This window comes from Cellulomonas sp. PhB150 (assembly GCF_003755175.1).
GTDB lineage: Bacteria > Actinomycetota > Actinomycetes > Actinomycetales > Cellulomonadaceae > Cellulomonas.
On the sequence record NZ_RKHX01000002.1, the window covers coordinates 79459 to 97606 of the forward strand.

Genomic DNA, 18148 nt, shown 5'->3' on the forward strand with positions numbered 1-18148 from the left:
TCAGGACCAGGACCAGCTCGCGAGCACGGCCTCGACGGTCGGTTGCTGTGACGCGTCGTCGGCCGGGTGGAGGTAGCCGACGCCCCACGTCATGCCGTCCCGCTCGGTGAACCACTCGGTGAGTGTCTTCGCGCCGACGACCGACTCCGTCCGGATCGCCCGGCCGTAGGGGCTGTGCACCTCGGTGGCGGTGGGCAGCGTGCGGATGCTCCCCGTCGGGTGGGCGATCTTCTCGGCGACGAACGACTCGAGGTCGCCGGTCGTCGAGGTCGTGTTCATGCACGTCAGCAGGAGGGCAGAGTCGTTCGCGTCGAGCATGAGTGCGCGCGCGTTCGACCCGGGCGTCCCCATCACCCGCGCCGTCGGGATCCGCACCGAGTACCCCCGGCAGCCCTCAGCGGTGGACTCCACGTCGAGGCGTTGCGGGAGCGCGATGTCGGGGTTCGCGGCAATCGTCTCGACCGCCATCGGCGGAAGGTCGGGCGTGCCACCGCCGCGCAGCACGAGCACGCATGCCCCCGCGACGCCCGCGAGCAGCACGAGCACCCCGACGAGTGCCACCCGGAACGCGGTCATGGCGCTGCATCGGCACGATGCTGGGGCGACCTGAGCCCCGACGGGTGGCGGGCGCCTCACCTGGTTAGCCTCGGAGGATGCTGCCGTTCGTCCTGCTGGCGACGCGCGCCGAGGACGTCGCTGCCGACGGCGAGTACGCGGCGATGCTGCGCTACTCCGGCCTGAAGCCGTCCGAGCTCGTCCGGATTCGGCTCGAGGCCGGACCGATGCCCCCGATCGACCTGGATGCCATCTCGGGCGTGATCGTCGGCGGCAGCCCGTTCGACGCGAGCAGCACCACCAAGTCCGACGTGCAGGTGCGCGTCGAGGCGGAGATGGCCGCGCTGCTCGACCGCCTCGTGCCGGCGGACTTCCCGTTCCTCGGTGCCTGCTACGGCGTCGGCACGCTCGGCGTCCACCAGGGTGCGGTCATCGACGGCACGTACGGAGAGCCCATCGGCCCGGTGACGATCACCCTGACCGACGAGGGTCGCGCGGACCCGCTGCTCGCCGGGATGCCGGCTGCGTTCGAGGCGTTCGTCGGGCACAAGGAGGCCTGCCGCGTGCTGCCGCCGGGTGCCACCCTGCTCGCGTCCTCACCGACCTGCCCGGTCGAGATGTTCCGGGTCGGCACCCACCTGTACGCGACCCAGTTCCACCCCGAGCTGGACGTCGAGGGGATCAGCAGCCGGATCCGCGTGTACCGCGACTACGGGTACTACCAGCCGGGCGAGGCCGACGACGTCCTCGCGGGCGTGCGCGGCGCCGACGTCCGCCACGCCCACCGCGTGCTCGCGGCGTTCGTCGAGCGGTACGCGCGCGACTGAAGCGTCACCCGTTCGGCTGCTGCCGCGGCACATCGTGACTCTGACAAGGTGCCCGTGGCACGCGATGAGCGCGCGTCGCAAAGCAGGGGGACCGCCGTGAAGGCTCGATTCGTCGTTGTGGTGACCGCGCTGGCGGTGGTGCTGGGGGTCGCGGGAGCGCCCGCGGCAACTGCGGCTGGCACGTATGCGCTCACGGTCACCGTGGTGTCCGGCACGGGCAAGCCGCTTTCGGGTGAGCTGGTCGAGGTGTGGGTGCCGGGCTCCGACCCGACCCTCGACGCCAACTCCGACGGCATCCCGGACGGGCGTGTCGTCGTGGGGAACACGTACGCAGGGGGTGGCGTCCTGTTCCCGACCGTCCCCGAGGGTGACTACACGGTCCGGGTCTCGAGCATCTACGACTGGAACGCGTCGTACGACACCGCCGTGACCATCGCCGGTGCGCCGGTCTCGATCTCGGTCGTCGACCAGCACGTCGCGACGGTCTCCGGCGCCGTGCGGGACGCGGTGACCGGCAAGGGTGTTCCGTGGGCCGAGGTCTCCGGCTACAGCACGACCGCGAACGCGTCCTTCGATGTCCGAGCGGACGCCAAGGGCGCTTTCACCGCGCAGGTGCGCACTGGCAGCTACTCGGTCCAGGCGACTGCCGACAACTACCGCACCGACGCCCCTCGGCAGACGCTCGCGGTGCACGATGGCGTCGATCTGCTCGCCGCCGACGTCCGCATCTACGCGACGTCGTGGGTCGGTGGGCGCGTGACCCTGGGCGGCAAGGGCCTCGACTCCTTCGTCTGGTTCGGCAACGTCGCGTCGCACTCGTCGTCGGCCGGTGTCTTCCACGAGCAGGTCGAGCCCGGCACGAGCGTCTCGCCGTGGGTCGACAGCGGCAGCTCGAACTTCCGGACCTACTACGGCAACACCGTGCGCAAACCGGATGCGAAGAAGGTCACCGCGAGCATCGGGCGCTCCGTGACGAACGCCGACATCGCACTGGTCGCCAGCGCGACGGTGACGGGAACCGTGGTCAACCGCAGCGGGAAGCCCGCGAAGCACGTGTCCGTCGAGGCGCAGAGCGTCGGCCGCGCTGGCTCGGCCAAGGCCACCACGGACTCGAAGGGTCGCTACACGCTGCGTGGCCTTCCGTCGGGCAAGGTCACGATCAGCGTGTGGGGTGGCACGCGCAACGTGCCAGCCCACGGCGTCAAGACGGTGACGGCCAGTCAGGGCCACAAAGTCACCGCGTCGCGGTTGACGCTGTCCCAGGACGCGATCGCCTACGGTCGGATCAAGACCAGCGGCTCACGCGTATCGAAGCAAGACGTGTCGCTCCTCGCATCGAACGGTCAGTGGCTCGGCACGTTCCGGCCCGACAGCGATGGCTGGGTGGGCTTCGCCGGGCTCCGCTCAGGCACGTACTGGGTGCACGTCGACGGCTCGAACATCCGCAAGAAGATCACCGTCAGGGCTCACACGCAGGTCTCGTTCGGCACGATCACTCGCGGGAAGCAGGTCACTGTCAAGGGTGTCGTGCGGACCGCCGCCGGCAAGCCCGCGAAGTCTGCTCTGGTCACCGTGGCCGACAGGTACGGAATGGTCTACGCCGAGGTCAGGACCAACAGCCGCGGCGCCTACTCCGTCAAGGCGGCCGTCGCCGGCGCCTACACGATCACCGCGAAGCCGAAGTCCGGATCCGACGGCTGGACCCGCGTCGGCGTCACCGTGAAGAAGGGCAAGTCCCTCGCGAGGAACCTGCGGTTCGCCAGGGGGGCGGCGATCACAGGAACCGTGCTCAACTCCCGGGGCAAGCCGGCAGTCGGCGTGAGGGTGGAGACGCTCGACGGCCGGAGCGCGAAGACGAACTCGTCGGGCGTCTACACGATCACCGGGGCCCGTGCCGGGCGAACCGACCTCCGGGTGTCGGACCCCACCTACGTCGGTGGCTACCGCAACGCCTACGTCGCGGCCACGGCGAAGGCAGGCAAGACCGTCAGGGCGAAGACGGTGTCGGTGCGCTGAGGTCGCAGGCGGCGACCAGCCGCATGCGCAGGATGTTCGAGCGCTCCGCGTAGCTGCGCTGCCGCGCGACGTACTCGGCCTTGCCCTCGGGCGTCTCGATCGCCACGGGTGTCAGGCCGTACGACGAGAAGTCGTAGGGCGAGGCCGCCATGTCGGTGTACCGGATCTCGCGTGCGAGCTCGAAGCAGTCCAGCAGCAGGTCACCCGGCACGAGCGGGCCGAGCTTGGTGGCCCACTTGTAGACGTCCATCGCGGCGTGCAGGCAGCCGGGCTGCTCCATCGCCACCTGGTTGGCGCGGGTCGGCTCCAGCGTGTTGCGCGAGGTCGCGTCCGGGGTGAAGAAGCGGAACGCGTCGAAGTGGGTGCAGCGGATGCGGTGCGACTCGACGACGGCGTCGGTGCCGGCACCGCCCAGGCGCAGGGGGAGGGGGTGGCGGTGCTCGTCGTCGGCCTCGCGGTAGACCATGGCCCACTCGTGCAGGCCGAAGCAGCCGGTGAACGCCGGCCGTGAGGCGGTGGCGCCCAGCAGCCCGACGAGGAACCGCGCAGCCTCCCCGCGCTCGGCGAGGAACCCGTCGAGGTCGAGCGTCACCGCGCCCTCGTCGTCGGTCGTGTACCAGCGCTTGGTGCCCAGGAGGGACGGCCCGTCAGGCCCCGGCTCGAGGACGACCCCCGCCCCGGGGTGCCACACGCGCAGGACCGCGGGCTTCGTCGGGTAGTACTCGAACAGGAAGTCCTCGACCGCGTGCTTCTCGCCGCGGGACCGGCGCTCGCGGTGATCGGCGGTCAGCGCGTCGGCGCGCGCGGCGTGCTCGTCGGCCGCCGCGGTCCACGACGAGGCCGGCAGCCGGGTCGGGGAGGCGGTGATCGTCACGGTCCCAGGGTAGGTGTGCTTGTCCCCGTGCCGAGCCCCCGACAGACTGCGACGGTGCTCACCCTCGCCCTGGTCCTCGCCACGCTCGCCGCCCTCCTGCACGTGATGTTCTTCGTGATGGAGTCGGTCCTGTTCACGCGGCCGGCGGTGCACAGCCGGTTCGGGACGCGGGCGGAGGACGTCGAGGCGGCCAGGCCGTGGGCGTTCAACCAGGGGTTCTACAACCTGTTCCTCGCGGTCGGCACGATCGTCGGGGTGGTCCTGGCGACCGGGGACGACCCCACGACGGGTCTGGCGCTGATCCTGCTCGGTTGCGGCTCGATGGTCGCGGCGGCGCTCGTCCTGGTGATCCCGCAGCCCCAGATGGCCCGAGCGGCCGCCATCCAGGGCGTGCTGCCCGCGTTCGCGGTGGTTCTCGCGATCCTCGAGCTCGTCGACTGATCTCGCATCGCGGACGAATGCGTCCCGGGCCTTGAACTCCGCCCCCCGGGACGGCCTACAGTTCCGTGTGAGCACCGACGCATCCCCCGCCCCGCAGGACGTCTACACCCACGGGCACCACGAGTCGGTCCTCCGGTCGCACCGGTGGCGCACGGCCGAGAACTCGGCCGCCTACCTGCTGCCGCTGCTGAGCCCCGGGCAGAGCCTGCTCGACGTGGGCTGCGGTCCGGGCACGGTGACGATCGACCTCGCGCAGCGGCTCGCGCCCGGTGAGGTCGTCGGCGTCGACACCTCGTCGGCCGTGATCGAGATCGCCCGCGCGGCTGCGAAGGACGCGCAGGCGAACGTCACCTTCGACGTCGCGGACGCCTACCGCCTGCCGTTCCCCGCCGACTCCTTCGACGTCGTGCACGCCCACCAGGTCTTGCAGCACCTCACCGACCCCGTCGCCGCGCTGCGCGAGATGCGGCGCGTGACCAAGCCCGGTGGCATCGTCGCAGTCCGCGACGCCGACTACTCCGGCATGACGTGGTTCCCGCGCTCCACGGGGCTCGACGAGTGGCTCGCGCTCTACCACGAGGTCACCCAGGCGAACGGCGCCGAGGCCGACGCCGGCCGCCGCCTGCTGTCGTGGGTGCGCGAGGCCGGCTTCGACCCCGCGGGCATCGCGCCGAGCGCAGGGACGTGGTGCTACGCGACGCCCGAGGACCGCGAGTGGTGGGCCGGGCTGTGGGCCGACCGGTCGGTCGCCTCCAACTTCGCCGCGCAGGCGATCGAGCACGGCCTGGCCGACGAGGTCGGCCTCGAGCTGCTCGCCGACGCCTGGCGCGAGTGGGGCCACCAGCCCGACGGCTGGTTCACGGTGCTGCACGGCGAGGTCCTCGCCCGCGCCTGACGCCCGGTCGGCCGACTAGGCTGCTCCGGTGCGTATCGCGAGATTCACCACCGGCAACGACCCCCGCTACGCGCTCGTCGACGGCGAGCCCGGCCACGAGGAGCTCGTCGTCGTGACGGGCGACCCGCTCTACATGCCCGTGCAGCCCACGGGGGAGCGGATCCCGCTGGACCAGGACGACGTGCGGCTGCTCGCGCCCGTCATCCCGCGCTCGAAGATCATCGGCGTCGGCCGCAACTACGCCGACCACGCGGCCGAGCTCGGCAACGAGCTCCCGCCCGCGCCGCTGCTGTTCCTCAAGCCCAACACCTCGGTGATCGGCCCTGACGACCCGATCGTCCTGCCGTACTGGACCGAGCACGTCGACCACGAGGCCGAGCTGGCCGTCGTCATCGGCAAGGTCACCAAGGACGTCCCGATCGAGCGCGCCCTCGACCACGTCTTCGGCTACACGGTCGCCAACGACGTCACCGCGCGCGACATCCAGCGCAGCGACGACCAGTGGACCCGCGCGAAGGGCTTCGACGGCTCGTGCCCCATCGGCCCGTGGATCGTCCCCGGCCTGGACGTCTCCGACCTCGCGGTCAAGGCGCGCGTGAACGGCGAGACCCGCCAGGACGGCCGCACCTCGCAGCTCGTCTTCGACGTGGCCTACCTCGTCTCCTACATCTCCGAGGTCTTCACCCTCCTGCCCGGCGACGTCATCCTCACCGGCACGCCCGCGGGCGTGGGCCCGATCGTGGACAGGGACGTCGTGGAGTGCGAGGTCGAGGAGATCGGCGTGCTGAGGAACCCGGTGCTGCGCCGCGCCTGACCCTGCCACGCCGTCGCCGCGGGAAGGCGAGCGTGCTGAGGAACCCGGTGCTGCGCCGCGCCTGACCCTGCCACGCCGTCGCCGCGGGAAGGCGAGCGTGCTGAGGAACCCGGTCCTCCGCCGCGCCTGACGGCGGCGGCTGACCACGCGCCCGGGCGCGTCGTTCAGCCACCGTTCACCGGCTGTACCGAGCGTTCGCCCGCGCGGTGCTCGGGCGTCGACCGCGGGTCATCGCCCGTCGTTACGTTCGCGGCATGTCAGGAACCAGCCGACGCGACGAGCAGTCGCCGACGGCACCCGGTGTGCTCGTGGTCATCCCCGCGCGGGGTGGCTCGCAGGGCGTGCCGCTGAAGAACCTCGCCGACGTCGGGGGAGCCTCGCTCGTCGGCCGCGCGGTCGACTCCGCGCTCGCGGCGCCCGGCGTCACGCGCGTCGTGGTCTCCACCGACCACGCCGGAATCGCCGACGAGGCCCGCCGCCACGGCGCGGACGTCGTCGAGCGCCCCGCCGAGCTCTCGGGCTCGACGGCCTCGTCGGAGTCCGCGGTCCTGCACGCGCTGGACGCGCTGGACGACGAGTTCGCGGTCACCGTCCTGCTGCAGTGCACCTCGCCGTTCGTCGACCCGGCGGACCTGGGCGCCTCGGTCGCCCGGGTGCTGGCCGACGAGGCCGACGTGGTCATCGCCGTCGCCCCCACCCACGACTTCCAGTGGGTGCTCACCGACGGCGCCGTGACGCCCGTCGGGCACACGCTCGACCACCGTCCGCGCCGGCAGGACCGGGCGCCGCACTTCCGCGAGACGGGCGCGTTCTACACGATGCGCACCACGGGCCTGCGTGAGGCGGGCACCCGGTTCTTCGGCCGGGTCGCGCTGCAGGCGGTCGACGAGCGCACCGCGATGGAGATCGACGAGCCCGCCGACCTCGAGCGCGCACGGGTCCTCGCCGGTCCCGCACCGACGGGCGAGCTCGACGTCGACGCCCTGGTCACCGACTTCGACGGCGTCCACACCGACGACCACGCCTACGTGGACGGCGCGGGCGTCGAGTCCGTGCGCGTGCACCGCGGCGACGGCATGGGCGTCGACCTGCTGCGCCGCGCCGACGTGCCGCTCCTCATCCTGTCGACGGAGCGCAACCCCGTGGTCCGCGCGCGCGCCGACAAGCTCGGCGTCGACGTGCTGCACGGCATCGCCGACAAGGCCTCCGCCCTCGACGAGTGGATCGCCGTCAACCGCCTGGACCCCGAGCGCGTCGCGTACGTCGGCAACGACGTGAACGACCTGGGTGCCATGTCCCGCGTCGGGTGGCCCGTGGCCGTCGCCGACGCCCACCCCCGTGTCCGTGCCGCCGCCCGCCTGGTCCTCGACCGGCGCGGCGGGGACGGCGCTGTCCGCGAGGTCTGCGACCGCATCGTCGCAGCTCGCACCCCCACAAGAACGACCCGTCACGACCGTCCGGCCGCGACGACGACCCCTGGAGGGATCACCCGCATGACCGCCACCGACGCCCGTACCGACATCACGCCCGTCAGCATCGGCCAGCACCTGGTCGGCGACGGCCAGCCCGTGTACGTCATCGGCGAGATCGGCCTGAACCACAACGGCGACGTGGACATCGCGCGCCGCCTGATCGACGTGGCCGCTGACGCGGGCGCGCAGGCCGTCAAGTTCCAGAAGCGCACCCCGGAGATCAGCACGCCGGTCGACATGCGCGACAAGATCCGTCAGACGCCCTGGGGCGAGATGACGTACCTCGACTACCGCTACCGCGTGGAGTTCGACCGCGAGCAGTACCAGAAGGTCGCCCAGCACGCCGCCGAGCGTGGCCTGCAGTGGTTCGCCTCGCCGTGGGACGTGCCGTCGGTCGAGTTCCTCGAGGGCCTCGACGTGCCGACCCACAAGGTCGCGTCCGCCTCGCTGACGGACACCGAGCTGCTCGGCGAGCTGGCCCGCACGGGCAAGCCGATCATCCTGTCGACCGGCATGTCGACGCTCGAGCAGATCGACGACGCGGTGGACATCCTGGGCACGGATAACCTGGTCATCCTGCACGCGACGTCGACCTACCCCCTTCCTCCGGAGGAGGCCAACCTGCGCACCATCGACACCCTGCGCGAGCGCTACGGCGTCCCGGTGGGCTACTCGGGCCACGAGCGCGGCCTGCAGATCTCGCTGGCTGCGGTCGCCCTGGGCGCCGTCGCCGTCGAGCGGCACATCACGCTCGACCGCACGATGTGGGGCTCCGACCAGGCGTCCTCGCTCGAGCCGGCCGGCCTCGAGCACCTCGTGCGCGACATCCGCATCCTGCAGGAGGCGCTCGGCGACGGCGTGAAGCGCGTCATGCCCGGCGAGCTCGCCCCGATGTCGCGCCTGCGCCGCGTGGGCGCCTGACCATGGGCACCGCGTCCGTCGCCGTCGTCGAGTCGCCCCTGCAGCTGCTGGGGGCGCTCGAGGCGCACGCCGCCGGCCTGGCCGGGGCACGCACCGAGATCCGGGTGCGCTCCGGCGTGCCCGCGCTCGACGCCGCCGCACGGACGCTCGACGCCGCGGGGCTCCCCGACGGTGTCGTCCTGCACCTGGGGGCCACCGCCGACGACGCGTCGTCGGCCCCCCGGGGTGCCTGGCTCGTCGGCGACGCGTTCTCCGGGCAGTGGCAGGCCGCCTTCGTGCGGCGCAGCCCGCGCGGACGCGTCGTCCTGCTCGACGACGGCCTCGCGACCGTCACGCTGGCTCGCGCGCTGGTGGCGGGATCACCCGCCGTCCGCGCGAGCCGGCGCTCCGGCGGCGTCGCGGGTGCGGCGCGCCAGGGCCTCGGCGCCCTGGTGACCCGCAGGCTGCGCAAGCTCGCCCAGCAGGGCCGGGTCACGATGTTCACGGCGATGCCGCTCGACGTCCCGCTGATGACCCACCTGCACGGGATCGGCGTCGAGGTCGTCTCGCACCGGTTCGAGTGGCTCGCCACGCAGCCGCCGCCGATCGCACCGGCCGAGCCCGTGGTGGTCGTCGGCTCCGGCCTGGTGGCCGACGGCTGGGTGCGCGCCGACCCCTACGTGCAGTGGATCGAGAGCCTCGCCGAGTTCGGTCCGGTGGCCTACCTGCCGCACCGCCGCAGCGACCCCGCGGTCGTCGCACGGCTGGCCGCGCTGCCCGGCGTGCGGGTCGACGAGGCGGGCCTGCCGGTCGAGATGCGTCTGCGCGGGCTGCGGGCGCCGCAGCGCGTCGTCTGCCTGCCGTCGACCGCGTACGTCCTGCTGGACGCGCTGCACTCCTCGACCGGCGTGCGCGTCCAGGCTCGTCCGGTGCCCGACGACTGGTGGACCGGCAACGCCGCCCCGGACGTGCGCGAGCACCTGTCCAGCGTGCTGGCGCTGCGCCCCGCGAACCGCCTCAACCGCGAACGTGCGGTGTCCTGAGCGCCTACCCTTGACCGGTGACCACCACCCCTTCGCCGGCCGTCCGTGTGCGCTTCTGCCCGTCCCCGACGGGCCTGCCGCACGTCGGGATGATCCGCACCGCGCTGTTCAACTGGGCCTACGCCCGGCACACCGGCGGGACATTCGTCTTCCGCATCGAGGACACCGACGCCGCGCGTGACTCCGAGGAGAGCTACACCCAGCTCCTGGACGCGATGCGGTGGCTCGGGCTCGACTGGGACGAGGGCGTCGAGGTCGGCGGCCCGCACGAGCCGTACCGGCAGTCGCAGCGCTACGACCTCTACACGGACGTCGTCCGCCGCCTCGTCGAGGCCGGCCACGTCTACGAGTCGTACTCGACGCCCGAGGAGACCGAGGCGCGCCACCGCGCGGCGGGGCGCGACCCCAAGCTCGGCTACGACGGCTTCGACCGCGACCTGACGGACGAGCAGAAGCTGGCCTTCCGCGAGGAGGGCCGCGAGCCCGTCCTGCGCGTCCGGATGCCCGACGAGGACGTCACGTTCACCGACCTCGTGCGCGGCGACGTGACCTTCAAGGCCGGCTCGGTGCCAGACTTCGTCATCGTCCGCGGTAACGGCCACCCGCTGTACACGCTGGTCAACCCGGTCGACGACGCCCTCATGGGCATCACCCACGTGCTGCGCGGCGAGGACCTGCTGTCCTCCACGCCGCGCCAGGTGGTGCTCTACCGGGCGCTGCTCGACATCGGCGTCGCGACCGTCATGCCGCAGTTCGGGCACCTGCCCTACGTCATGGGCGAGGGCAACAAGAAGCTGTCCAAGCGCGACCCCGAGTCGAACCTGTTCCTGCACCGGGAGCGCGGGTTCCTGCCCGAGGGGCTGCTCAACTACCTGTCCCTGCTGGGCTGGGGCCTGTCCGCGGACCGCGACGTGTTCACGCCCGACGAGCTCGTCGCCGCGTTCGACGTCGCCGACGTGAACCCGAACCCGGCGCGCTTCGACCTGAAGAAGGCCGAGGCGATCAACGGCCAGCACGTGCGCCTGCTCGCACCCGAGGACTTCCGCGACCGCCTGGTCCCGTACCTGCACGCCGCGGGACTCGTGCCCGCCGACTCGTTCGCGGACCTGTCCGCGACGCAGCAGGACCTGCTGACGGCCTCCGCGCCGCTCGTGCAGGAGCGCATGACGCTGCTGGGTGAGGTCGTCGGGATGCTGGGGTTCCTGTTCACTCCCGACGACGAGCTGGCGGTCGCCGACGACGCGCGGGGTGCGCTGCGCGAGGAGTCCGCCGCCGTGCTGGACGCCGCCGCGGCCGTGCTCGCCGAGCTCCCGGAGTTCACGACCGCCGCGACGCAGGAGGCCCTGCAGGCGGCGCTGGTCGACGAGGGCGGCCTGGGGATCAAGCCGCGTGTCGCCTTCACGCCGCTGCGCGTGGCGGTCAGCGGCCGCCGCGTCTCGCCGCCGCTGTTCGAGTCGATGGAGCTGCTGGGCCGCGAGTCCACACTGGCCCGCATCGCCGCTCTGCGCGCCACCCTGTGACGGGCCTCGAGGGGGTCCTGTTCGACATCGACGACACGCTCGTCGCGACCCGGGAGGCCTTCGGGCACGCGTGGTCCGCGACGGCTCGCCGCTACCTGCCGGACCTGCCGCCGGAGCGCGACGCCGAGCTCGTCACGATGTGGCGCGAGGACATCAACGGGCACTACTCCGCGTACACGCGCGGCGAGGTCGGGTACGTCGAGCAGCGGCTGGCGCGCGCCAACGAGGTGCACGCCGCGTTCGGGGGACCCGTGCTGGACGCCGGGACGTTCGACGAGTGGGACGCGGTGTTCGACGGCGGCTTCCGGGCCGCCTGGGTGGCGCACGACGACGCGTCGGCCGTGGTCGACGCGCTGCTCGCGGCCGGGCTCGCCGTCGGGGCGCTGTCCAACGCGTCCGTGGCGTACCAGACCGACAAGCTCGAGCGGTCCGGGCTGCTGGCGCGCGTGCCGATGCTCGTCGGCGTCGACACGCTCGGCTTCGGCAAGCCCGACGCGCGCGTGTTCCTCGAGGCCTGCCGCCTGCTCGGCACCGACCCCGCGCGCACCGCGTACGTCGGCGACGAGCTCGACGTCGACGCGGTCGCGGCGCGAGACGCGGGGCTCGTCGGCATCTGGGTCGACCGCCCCGGCGGCCGCCGGCACGCGATCAGCGACGCGGAGATCGCCGAGGCGGACGTCACGACGATCGCCTCGCTCGACGAGCTGCCGGGCGTGCTCGGGCTGCTCGGGATCAGCGCCGGGACGCCCGCCACGCGCGCGTGACGTGCGGCAGGTCCACGACGTCCTGACCCGCGAGGGCGGGGTGCGTGGCGACGAGCGCGTCGACCTCCGCGAGGCGTGACTCCCGCTCGTCGGGCGCCATCGTGAGCAGGAACGAGCGGCTGGCCGCCAGGGCGCGCAGGTTCGCGGGGCGGAAGCGCTGCGTCCAGCGGAACTCGGCGGCCTCGATCGCCTCGAGCTCGCCGCCGAACGCGGGCTGCACGTAGTGCGTCGGCATCGGGTCCCCGCGGTGCAGGATCTCGCCGAACGCCGCGACCCACGGCTCGGCTTCGTCGCGCACGTTCCACAGCACGGTGACCCGGCCGCGCGGCCGGAGGACCCGGGCGATCTCCGCCGACGCGGTCGCGGGGGCGAACCAGTGCCACGCCTGCGCGACCGTCACGGCGTCGACCGACGCGTCCGGCAGCCCGGTGGCGTCGGCGGTTCCCGCCAGCGCGCGCACGTCGGGGAGCAGTCGCGTGAGCTCGGCGCGCATCGCCGCCGACGGCTCGACCGCGACGACGTCGAGCCCGCGCGCGACCAGCGACGCCGTGAGCTTGCCCGTGCCCGCCGCGAGGTCGAGCACGTCGCGGGCGCCCGGCGGGATCGCCCAGTCGACGGCGGCGTCCGGGTAGTCCGGGCGGCTCGCGGCGTAGTCGGCCGCGCCCCGCTCGAAGGACCCGGCGCGCTCGCCGTGCGACGTCATGACAGGGCGGGCAGCGGGTCGAGGTGCGCGAGCGCCTCGTCGTGCAGCAGCCCGTTGGACACCAGCGCGGACCCGCCGAGCGGCCCCGGCACGCCGCGGATCGAGGTGAACCGCCCGCCCGCCTCGGTGACGATCGGCACGAGCGCCGCCATGTCGTGCAGCTCGAGCTCGGGCTCGGCGGACAGGTCGACCGCGCCCTCGGCGACGAGCACGTGGGACCAGAAGTCGCCGTACGCGCGTGTGCGCCACACCGAGCGGGTCAGGTCGAGGAAGCCGTCGAGCTTGCCGTGCTGCTCCCACCCGGACAGGCTCGAGTAGGACAGCGACGCGTCCGCGAGCCGGTCGACCGCGGAGACCCGCAGGCGGGAGGCCGCCGCGAGCGACTTGCCGCTCCATGCGCCCGTCCCCTGGGCGGCCCACCAGCGCCGCCCCAGCGCGGGGGCGCTGACCAGGCCGACGACGACCTCGTCGCCCTCCATGAGCGCGATCAGCGTGGCCCACACGGGCACGCCGCGGACGAAGTTCTTGGTCCCGTCGATCGGGTCGACGACCCACCGACGCGGCCCGTGGCCGGTGTCCGAGCCCTCCTCGCCGTGCACCGCGTCGCGCGGGCGGGCGCGGGCGAGCTGGCCGCGGATCAGCTCCTCGGCGGCCTTGTCGGCGTCGGAGACGGGCGTCAGGTCGGGCTTGGTCTCGACGCGCAGGTCGAGCGCCTTGAAGCGGGACATCGTCAGGCCGTCCACCTGGTCGGCCATCACGTGCGCGAGGCGCAGGTCGTCGTCGTACCCGGGGCGCAGGCTCATGGCGCCCACGCTAGTGGTCGGGCCCGTCCCGATCGGGGAGGGCCCACGTCTCAGGACCGGTCGACGTCGCCGAGGCGGCTCGCGAGCAGCCGCCGGAACGACTCCAGCCGCGCGCCGCGGGCCGCCTTGGTCTCGTCGTCGGGCGCGTCGGCGACCCACTCGTCGAGCAGGCAGTCCGGGGCGTCGTCGGCGTGGGTGCAGCCGCGGGGGCACTCCTCGGCGACCTCGGCGAGGTCCGCGAACGCGCCGAGCAGGTGCTGGGGGTCGACGTGCGCGAGCCCGAAGCTGCGCACGCCCGGGGTGTCGATGACCCAGGTGGGCTCGTCGGTGCTGGGCACGCGCAGCGCCACCGCCGAGGTCGACGTGTGCCGGCCGCGGCCGGTGACGTCGTTGACGATGCCGGTGGCGCGCAGCGCGTCGGGCACGAGGGCGTTGACGAGGGTCGACTTGCCGACGCCGGAGTGGCCGACGAGCACGGACATCCGCCCGTCGAGCGCCGCCCGCAGGTCGTCGAGCCCGTGGATGACCCGCTCGTCCTTGGCGCCCGAGGTCTGGGTGACCACGACCTTGACGCCGATGGGGGAGTACATCGCGACCAGCTCGGCCGGGTCGGCCAGGTCGGACTTGGTGAGCGCGAGCAGGACGTCCATGCGCGCGTCGTAGGCCGCAGCGACGCAGCGGTCGATCATGCGCGTGCGCGGCTCGGGGTCGGCGAGCGCGGTGACGATGACGAGCTGGTCGGCGTTCGCGACGATGATCCGCTCGACCGGGTCGGTGTCGTCGGCCGTCCGGCGCAGGACCGTGCGGCGCTCGGTGATCCGCACGATGCGGGCCAGGCTGCCCTCGTCGCCGGACGAGTCCCCGACCAGGTCCACGCGGTCGCCCGGGACCACGCGGTCGCGGCCCAGCTCGCGCGCCTTCATGGCCACGGTGCGGTGCTCGTCGGGCCCGCCGGCGTCGACGAGGACGGTGTAGCGCCCCCGGTCCACGCCCGTGACCAGTGCGGACACCGCGTCGGCGTGCTCGGGGCGCTGCTTGGTGCGCGGTCGGGAGCCGCGGGTCGCGCGGACCCGGACGTCGCGCTCGTCGTACTTGCGCTGCGCCATCAGCTGCCCAGCATCGCGGTCCAGAGGCCGACGAAGTCGGGGATCGTCTTGGCCGTCGTCGCGACGTCCTCGACCTCCACGCCGGGGACCCGCAGGCCGACGAGCGCGCCCGCGGTGGCCATCCGGTGGTCGGCGTAGGTGCGCCAGGCACCGCCGGTCAGTGGTCGCGGCGTGATGACCAGGCCGTCGGACGTCTGCTCCGCCTGGCCGCCGAGCCGCGTGATCTCGGCGGCGAGAGCCGCCAGGCGGTCGGTCTCGTGACCGCGCAGGTGGGCGATTCCCCGCAGGCGGGTGGGGGAGTCGGCCAGCACGGCGAGGGCGGCGATCGTCGGCGCGATCTCGCCCGCCGCGTGCAGGTCGAGGTCCACGCCGTGGATCGCGCCCGTGCCGGTGACCGAGAGCACGTCGCCGTCGAGCGAGGTTCGCGCGCCCATCCGCTCGAGGAAGCCGGGCAGCAGGCCGCCGGGCTGCGTGGTCTGCGCGGGCCAGCCGGGCACGGACACCGTGCCGCCGGTGACCATCGCGGCGCACAGGAAGGGGGCGGCGTTCGACAGGTCCGGCTCGACGCGCACGTCGCGGCCGGCGATGCGGCCCGGCGCGACCTCCCAGATGGCGGGGCGGGAGTCGTCGACCTGCACGCCCGCGGCCCGCAGCACGGCGACCGTCATCTCGATGTGCGGCAGGCTCGGCAGCGTCGGTCCGGTGTGGCGCACGACGAGGCCCTGCTCGAACCGCGCCGCGGCCAGCAGCAGGCCCGAGACGAACTGGCTGGACCCCGACGCGTCGATGTCGACCTGACCGCCGCGGACCGAGCCGCGGCCGTGCACCGTGAACGGCAGTCGTCCGGGCTCGCCCTCCTCGTCGACCCGCACGCCGAGCGCCTGCAGCGCGCGGATCACCGGCCCCATGGGACGCGCGAGCGCCTCGACGTCGCCCTTGAAGTGCACGGGCCCGTCGGCGAGCGCGGCGACGGCGGGCAGGAAGCGCATCACCGTGCCGGCCAGGCCGCAGTCGATCGTCACCGACCCGCGCATGACGGCGGGCTCGACGCGCCAGTCGGTGCCGCGGTCCACGGTGATCCCGAGCGTCTCGAGCGCGGAGGCCATGAGGTGGGTGTCGCGCGAGGCGAGCACGCTGCGCAGCAGGCTGGGGGAGTCGGCGAGGGCCGCGAGCACCAGGTAGCGGTTGCTCAACGACTTCGAGCCGGGCACCGCGACGACGGCGTCCAGCGGCCCGGTCGCGAGGGGGGCCGGCCAGAGGGGAGCGGTCGCGGTCGTCATGCGGCTCAGGCTAGTCGCCGGGCCGTGCGCGGCCGGGGCGCGCTCGCGGAACGGACGGGCCGGACCCGTCAGTCGTCGGACGCGGGCTTGTGGTGCTCCCAGGCGTTCTGCGCACGCCACGAGACGCCGGGCCGGGCCTCCCATGCGTCCTGCACGCGACGCGTGACGCCCGGACGCCCCTCGAGATCGATCCCGGCGAGGATCGCGCCGCCCGTGAACGCCAGCGCACGCACGAGCCGCTCGCGCCGCGCCTTCTTCAGCGTGGCGTCGCGGTCGGCCTCCTTGTCGGGCAGGTTCACCACGATCAGCGGAGCCGTGAGGACGGCGAGCGCGAGCGCGGCCGTGCGCGGGGCGCGCCCCACGGCCAGCAGGGCGCCGGCGCCCGCGAGGGCCACGCCGTGCGCCTGGACGGCCGTCGTGAGCTGGCGGTCGCTCAGCTCGGGGACGTCGACCGAGAACCGCTTCTCGAGCAGCTTCAGCGCACCACGGGCGTCGGCGGCGTGGGCGGCCGGGTGGCGGACCACGTCGAGACCCTCGGTGATGAACCAGGTCGCGAACAGCGGGCGGGCGATGCGGCGCAGCAGCACAGTCACTCCTCGTCGTCGGCCCTCGTCGGGCGACGTGACACGGACCGCGCGTGCCGGCGGCCCTCTGCGGTCACGCTAGTCCGCGGCGGCGACGCCCGCGACGGGTGCGGGCCGGGAATGCGCGCGGGGGCGTGGCGGTTGTGCCGCGTATGCCCTGTGCCGCCCCGACACGTCCCTCGACGCGACCCGTCGACCGACTGCCGACCCCGTACGCCCCGGCCCGCTACGACGTGGCCGACCTGACCCCGTGGCAGTCACCCCCGACGCCGCGCGGTGACACCCAGGTTTCCGGCATAGGCTCATGGGCAATGAGCGAGGACATCGACGGGGACACGAACCGGGCTCCTGAGTCCGAGGACGACGCAGCCCGCAACGCACGTTTCGAGGCCGAGGCGCTGGTCTACCTGGACCAGCTGTACGGCGCTGCCCTGCGCATGACGCGCAACCCGGCGGACGCCGAGGACCTGGTGCAGGAGACGTTCGCCAAGGCGTTCGCCGCGTTCCACCAGTACCGCCCGGGCACCAACCTCAAGGCCTGGCTGTACCGCATCCTCACGAACACGTACATCAACTCCTACCGCAAGAAGCAGCGCGAGCCGCAGCAGTCGCACGCGGAGGAGATCGAGGACTGGCAGCTGGCCAGGGCGGAGTCGCACACCTCGTCGGGCCTGCGCTCGGCCGAGGCGGAGGCGCTCGACCACCTGCCGGACTCCGACGTCAAGGACGCGCTCCAGCGCATCCCCGAGGAGTTCCGCATCGCGGTCTACCTCGCCGACGTCGAGGGGTTCGCGTACAAGGAGATCGCCGAGATCATGGGCACGCCCATCGGCACCGTGATGTCGCGGTTGCACCGGGGGCGTGGGCAGCTGCGGGAGATGCTGGCGGACTACGCGCGAGGACGCGGTCTGGTCGCGGCAGCTCCGGCCGGCACGGAGGGTGAACGATGAGCGAGTGGACCGAACCCGGAGCGGGCGCTGCTCCGGTGGCGCAGGACTGCGGCTGCGACGAGGCGGTCAGCGAGCTCTGGGCGTACCTGGACTCGGAGCTGGAGGGCCCGGAGGCCGAGCGCGTCAAGCAGCACCTCGAGGGGTGCGTCGGCTGCCTCGACGAGCACGACGTCGAGCTCGTCGTGAAGAAGCTCGTGCGGCGTTGCTACTCCCAGGACGAGTCCGCGCCCGACGAGCTGCGCGCCAAGATCCGCGCGCACATCGTCACTCTGCAGGTCCGTACGACGATCGTCGAGCGCTCCAGCTGACCTGAGCACTGGTACGACCCACTGGTACGACCCACTGGTACGACGAAGGCCCCGGCGCAGCTGCGCTCGGGGCCTTCACCAGTTCGCGGACCGGCCGCGTTCCATCGCCTCAGGCGTTGGGACGCTTGCCGTGGTTCGCGGAACTCCCTGCACGGGAGCGGCGCTTGCGACCACGCTTGCTCATGGGATCTCCTCTGGGTTGTGCACAACGCCGGTTGCACGGCGTGCACGACGACCCTGCATCCTCCCACAGACCCGCCCGCAGACGGGAATCGGACCCCTGCGCGCTCAAG

19 protein-coding genes and 1 pseudogene are annotated in these 18148 nt (G+C 73.1%); 12 read left to right on the top strand and 8 right to left on the bottom strand.

Translation table 11 applies throughout. The features are described 5' to 3' along the window. Complete coding sequence (locus tag EDF34_RS07760) at nt 1-576, bottom strand: hypothetical protein (protein WP_123370812.1); 576 nt, start codon at nt 574-576, stop codon at nt 1-3. Nucleotides 577-653: 77 nt separating this feature from the next. On the opposite strand from EDF34_RS07760, the gene EDF34_RS07765 reads away from it, so the two are divergent. After that, a complete protein-coding gene (locus EDF34_RS07765; RefSeq protein WP_123370813.1) occupies nt 654-1382 on the top strand; it encodes a glutamine amidotransferase in 729 nt (242 codons plus the stop codon). A gap of 96 nt (nt 1383-1478) precedes the next feature. Continuing rightward, nucleotides 1479-3398 carry a carboxypeptidase-like regulatory domain-containing protein gene (locus EDF34_RS07770; RefSeq protein WP_158615064.1) on the top strand — a complete coding sequence of 640 codons (1920 nt, stop codon included), beginning with the start codon at nt 1479-1481 and terminating at the stop codon, nt 3396-3398. On the opposite strand, the gene EDF34_RS07775 is transcribed toward EDF34_RS07770, so the two are convergent. Continuing rightward, entirely contained in the window at nt 3370-4272 is a 903-nt protein-coding gene (locus tag EDF34_RS07775; protein WP_123370815.1) for a 3-methyladenine DNA glycosylase, read from the bottom strand. The two genes, EDF34_RS07770 and EDF34_RS07775, sit on opposite strands and share 29 nt — an antisense overlap. A gap of 54 nt (nt 4273-4326) precedes the next feature. Between EDF34_RS07775 and EDF34_RS07780 the strand changes: the two genes are divergently transcribed. The 8 genes and pseudogenes from EDF34_RS07780 (at nt 4327) to EDF34_RS07810 (ending at nt 12121) form a co-directional block, all read left to right on the top strand. Next, nucleotides 4327-4713: a DUF1304 domain-containing protein gene (locus tag EDF34_RS07780; RefSeq protein WP_123370816.1), complete on the top strand. Its 387-nt coding sequence runs from the start codon at nt 4327-4329 to the stop codon at nt 4711-4713. 67 nt (nt 4714-4780) lie between these two features. After that, entirely contained in the window at nt 4781-5608 is an 828-nt protein-coding gene (locus EDF34_RS07785; RefSeq protein ID WP_123370817.1) for a methyltransferase domain-containing protein, read from the top strand. 28 nt (nt 5609-5636) lie between these two features. Then, the gene (locus EDF34_RS07790) at nt 5637-6422 is read left to right on the top strand and encodes a fumarylacetoacetate hydrolase family protein (RefSeq protein WP_123370818.1); all 786 of its coding nucleotides are present in this window, start codon (nt 5637-5639) and stop codon (nt 6420-6422) included. 254 nt (nt 6423-6676) lie between these two features. Beyond that, nucleotides 6677-7798, top strand: a pseudogene (locus EDF34_RS17675) (cytidylyltransferase domain-containing protein); the annotation flags it as partial. Between the two features lie 117 nt (nt 7799-7915). Further along, on the top strand, nt 7916-8815 hold the full coding sequence (locus tag EDF34_RS17680) for an N-acetylneuraminate synthase family protein (protein WP_199737776.1): 900 nt from the start codon (nt 7916-7918) through the stop codon (nt 8813-8815). 2 nt (nt 8816-8817) lie between these two features. Next, on the top strand, nt 8818-9837 hold the full coding sequence (locus tag EDF34_RS07800; protein ID WP_123370820.1) for a hypothetical protein: 1020 nt from the start codon (nt 8818-8820) through the stop codon (nt 9835-9837). Nucleotides 9838-9854: 17 nt separating this feature from the next. Further along, nucleotides 9855-11357, top strand: coding sequence for a glutamate--tRNA ligase (gltX, locus tag EDF34_RS07805; protein WP_123370821.1), 1503 nt, complete (start codon nt 9855-9857; stop codon nt 11355-11357). Further along, the gene (locus tag EDF34_RS07810; protein WP_123370822.1) at nt 11354-12121 is read left to right on the top strand and encodes an HAD family hydrolase; all 768 of its coding nucleotides are present in this window, start codon (nt 11354-11356) and stop codon (nt 12119-12121) included. Before gltX ends, EDF34_RS07810 begins: the two co-directional genes overlap by 4 nt. Here EDF34_RS07810 and EDF34_RS07815 read toward each other — a convergent pair. The 5 genes from EDF34_RS07815 to EDF34_RS07835 all read right to left on the bottom strand — a co-directional run bounded on the left by EDF34_RS07815 (nt 12090) and on the right by EDF34_RS07835 (nt 16600). Then, entirely contained in the window at nt 12090-12824 is a 735-nt protein-coding gene (locus EDF34_RS07815; RefSeq protein WP_123370823.1) for a class I SAM-dependent methyltransferase, read from the bottom strand. The genes EDF34_RS07810 and EDF34_RS07815 overlap by 32 nt on opposite strands. After that, nucleotides 12821-13627, bottom strand: a complete 807-nt coding sequence (gene hisN / locus EDF34_RS07820) for a histidinol-phosphatase (protein ID WP_123371253.1) — start codon at nt 13625-13627, stop codon at nt 12821-12823. The genes EDF34_RS07815 and hisN overlap by 4 nt, the downstream gene beginning before the upstream one ends. 50 nt (nt 13628-13677) lie before the next feature. Further along, nucleotides 13678-14733: a ribosome small subunit-dependent GTPase A gene (rsgA, locus tag EDF34_RS07825; protein WP_123370824.1), complete on the bottom strand. Its 1056-nt coding sequence runs from the start codon at nt 14731-14733 to the stop codon at nt 13678-13680. Continuing rightward, nucleotides 14733-16013: a 3-phosphoshikimate 1-carboxyvinyltransferase gene (aroA, locus tag EDF34_RS07830; RefSeq protein ID WP_123370825.1), complete on the bottom strand. Its 1281-nt coding sequence runs from the start codon at nt 16011-16013 to the stop codon at nt 14733-14735. Before aroA ends, rsgA begins: the two co-directional genes overlap by 1 nt. Nucleotides 16014-16081: 68 nt before the next feature. Next, nucleotides 16082-16600 carry a DoxX family membrane protein gene (locus EDF34_RS07835; protein ID WP_123370826.1) on the bottom strand — a complete coding sequence of 173 codons (519 nt, stop codon included), beginning with the start codon at nt 16598-16600 and terminating at the stop codon, nt 16082-16084. Nucleotides 16601-16908: 308 nt separating this feature from the next. Here EDF34_RS07835 and EDF34_RS07840 point away from each other — a divergent pair, with 308 nt between their 5' ends. Continuing rightward, entirely contained in the window at nt 16909-17547 is a 639-nt protein-coding gene (locus EDF34_RS07840; RefSeq protein WP_123370827.1) for a sigma-70 family RNA polymerase sigma factor, read from the top strand. Then, nucleotides 17544-17855: a mycothiol system anti-sigma-R factor gene (gene rsrA, locus EDF34_RS07845; protein ID WP_123370828.1), complete on the top strand. Its 312-nt coding sequence runs from the start codon at nt 17544-17546 to the stop codon at nt 17853-17855. The genes EDF34_RS07840 and rsrA overlap by 4 nt, the downstream gene beginning before the upstream one ends. 109 nt (nt 17856-17964) lie before the next feature. Here rsrA and EDF34_RS18010 read toward each other — a convergent pair whose 3' ends face one another. Beyond that, on the bottom strand, nt 17965-18039 hold the full coding sequence (locus tag EDF34_RS18010) for a 50S ribosomal protein bL37 (RefSeq protein WP_123371254.1): 75 nt from the start codon (nt 18037-18039) through the stop codon (nt 17965-17967). Nucleotides 18040-18148 lie beyond the last annotated feature (109 nt).

Coding starts and splice junctions, on each gene's coding strand:
- EDF34_RS07760 (WP_123370812.1), bottom strand. CDS start 576: ATGACCGCGTTCCGGGTGGCACTCGTCGGGGTGCTCGTGCTGCTCGCG.
- EDF34_RS07800 (WP_123370820.1), top strand. CDS start 8,818: ATGGGCACCGCGTCCGTCGCCGTCGTCGAGTCGCCCCTGCAGCTGCTG.
- EDF34_RS07815 (WP_123370823.1), bottom strand. CDS start 12,824: ATGACGTCGCACGGCGAGCGCGCCGGGTCCTTCGAGCGGGGCGCGGCC.
- hisN (WP_123371253.1), bottom strand. CDS start 13,627: ATGAGCCTGCGCCCCGGGTACGACGACGACCTGCGCCTCGCGCACGTG.
- EDF34_RS07765 (WP_123370813.1), top strand. CDS start 654: ATGCTGCCGTTCGTCCTGCTGGCGACGCGCGCCGAGGACGTCGCTGCC.
- rsrA (WP_123370828.1), top strand. CDS start 17,544: ATGAGCGAGTGGACCGAACCCGGAGCGGGCGCTGCTCCGGTGGCGCAG.
- EDF34_RS17680 (WP_199737776.1), top strand. CDS start 7,916: ATGACCGCCACCGACGCCCGTACCGACATCACGCCCGTCAGCATCGGC.
- rsgA (WP_123370824.1), bottom strand. CDS start 14,733: ATGGCGCAGCGCAAGTACGACGAGCGCGACGTCCGGGTCCGCGCGACC.
- EDF34_RS07840 (WP_123370827.1), top strand. CDS start 16,909: ATGAGCGAGGACATCGACGGGGACACGAACCGGGCTCCTGAGTCCGAG.
- aroA (WP_123370825.1), bottom strand. CDS start 16,013: ATGACGACCGCGACCGCTCCCCTCTGGCCGGCCCCCCTCGCGACCGGG.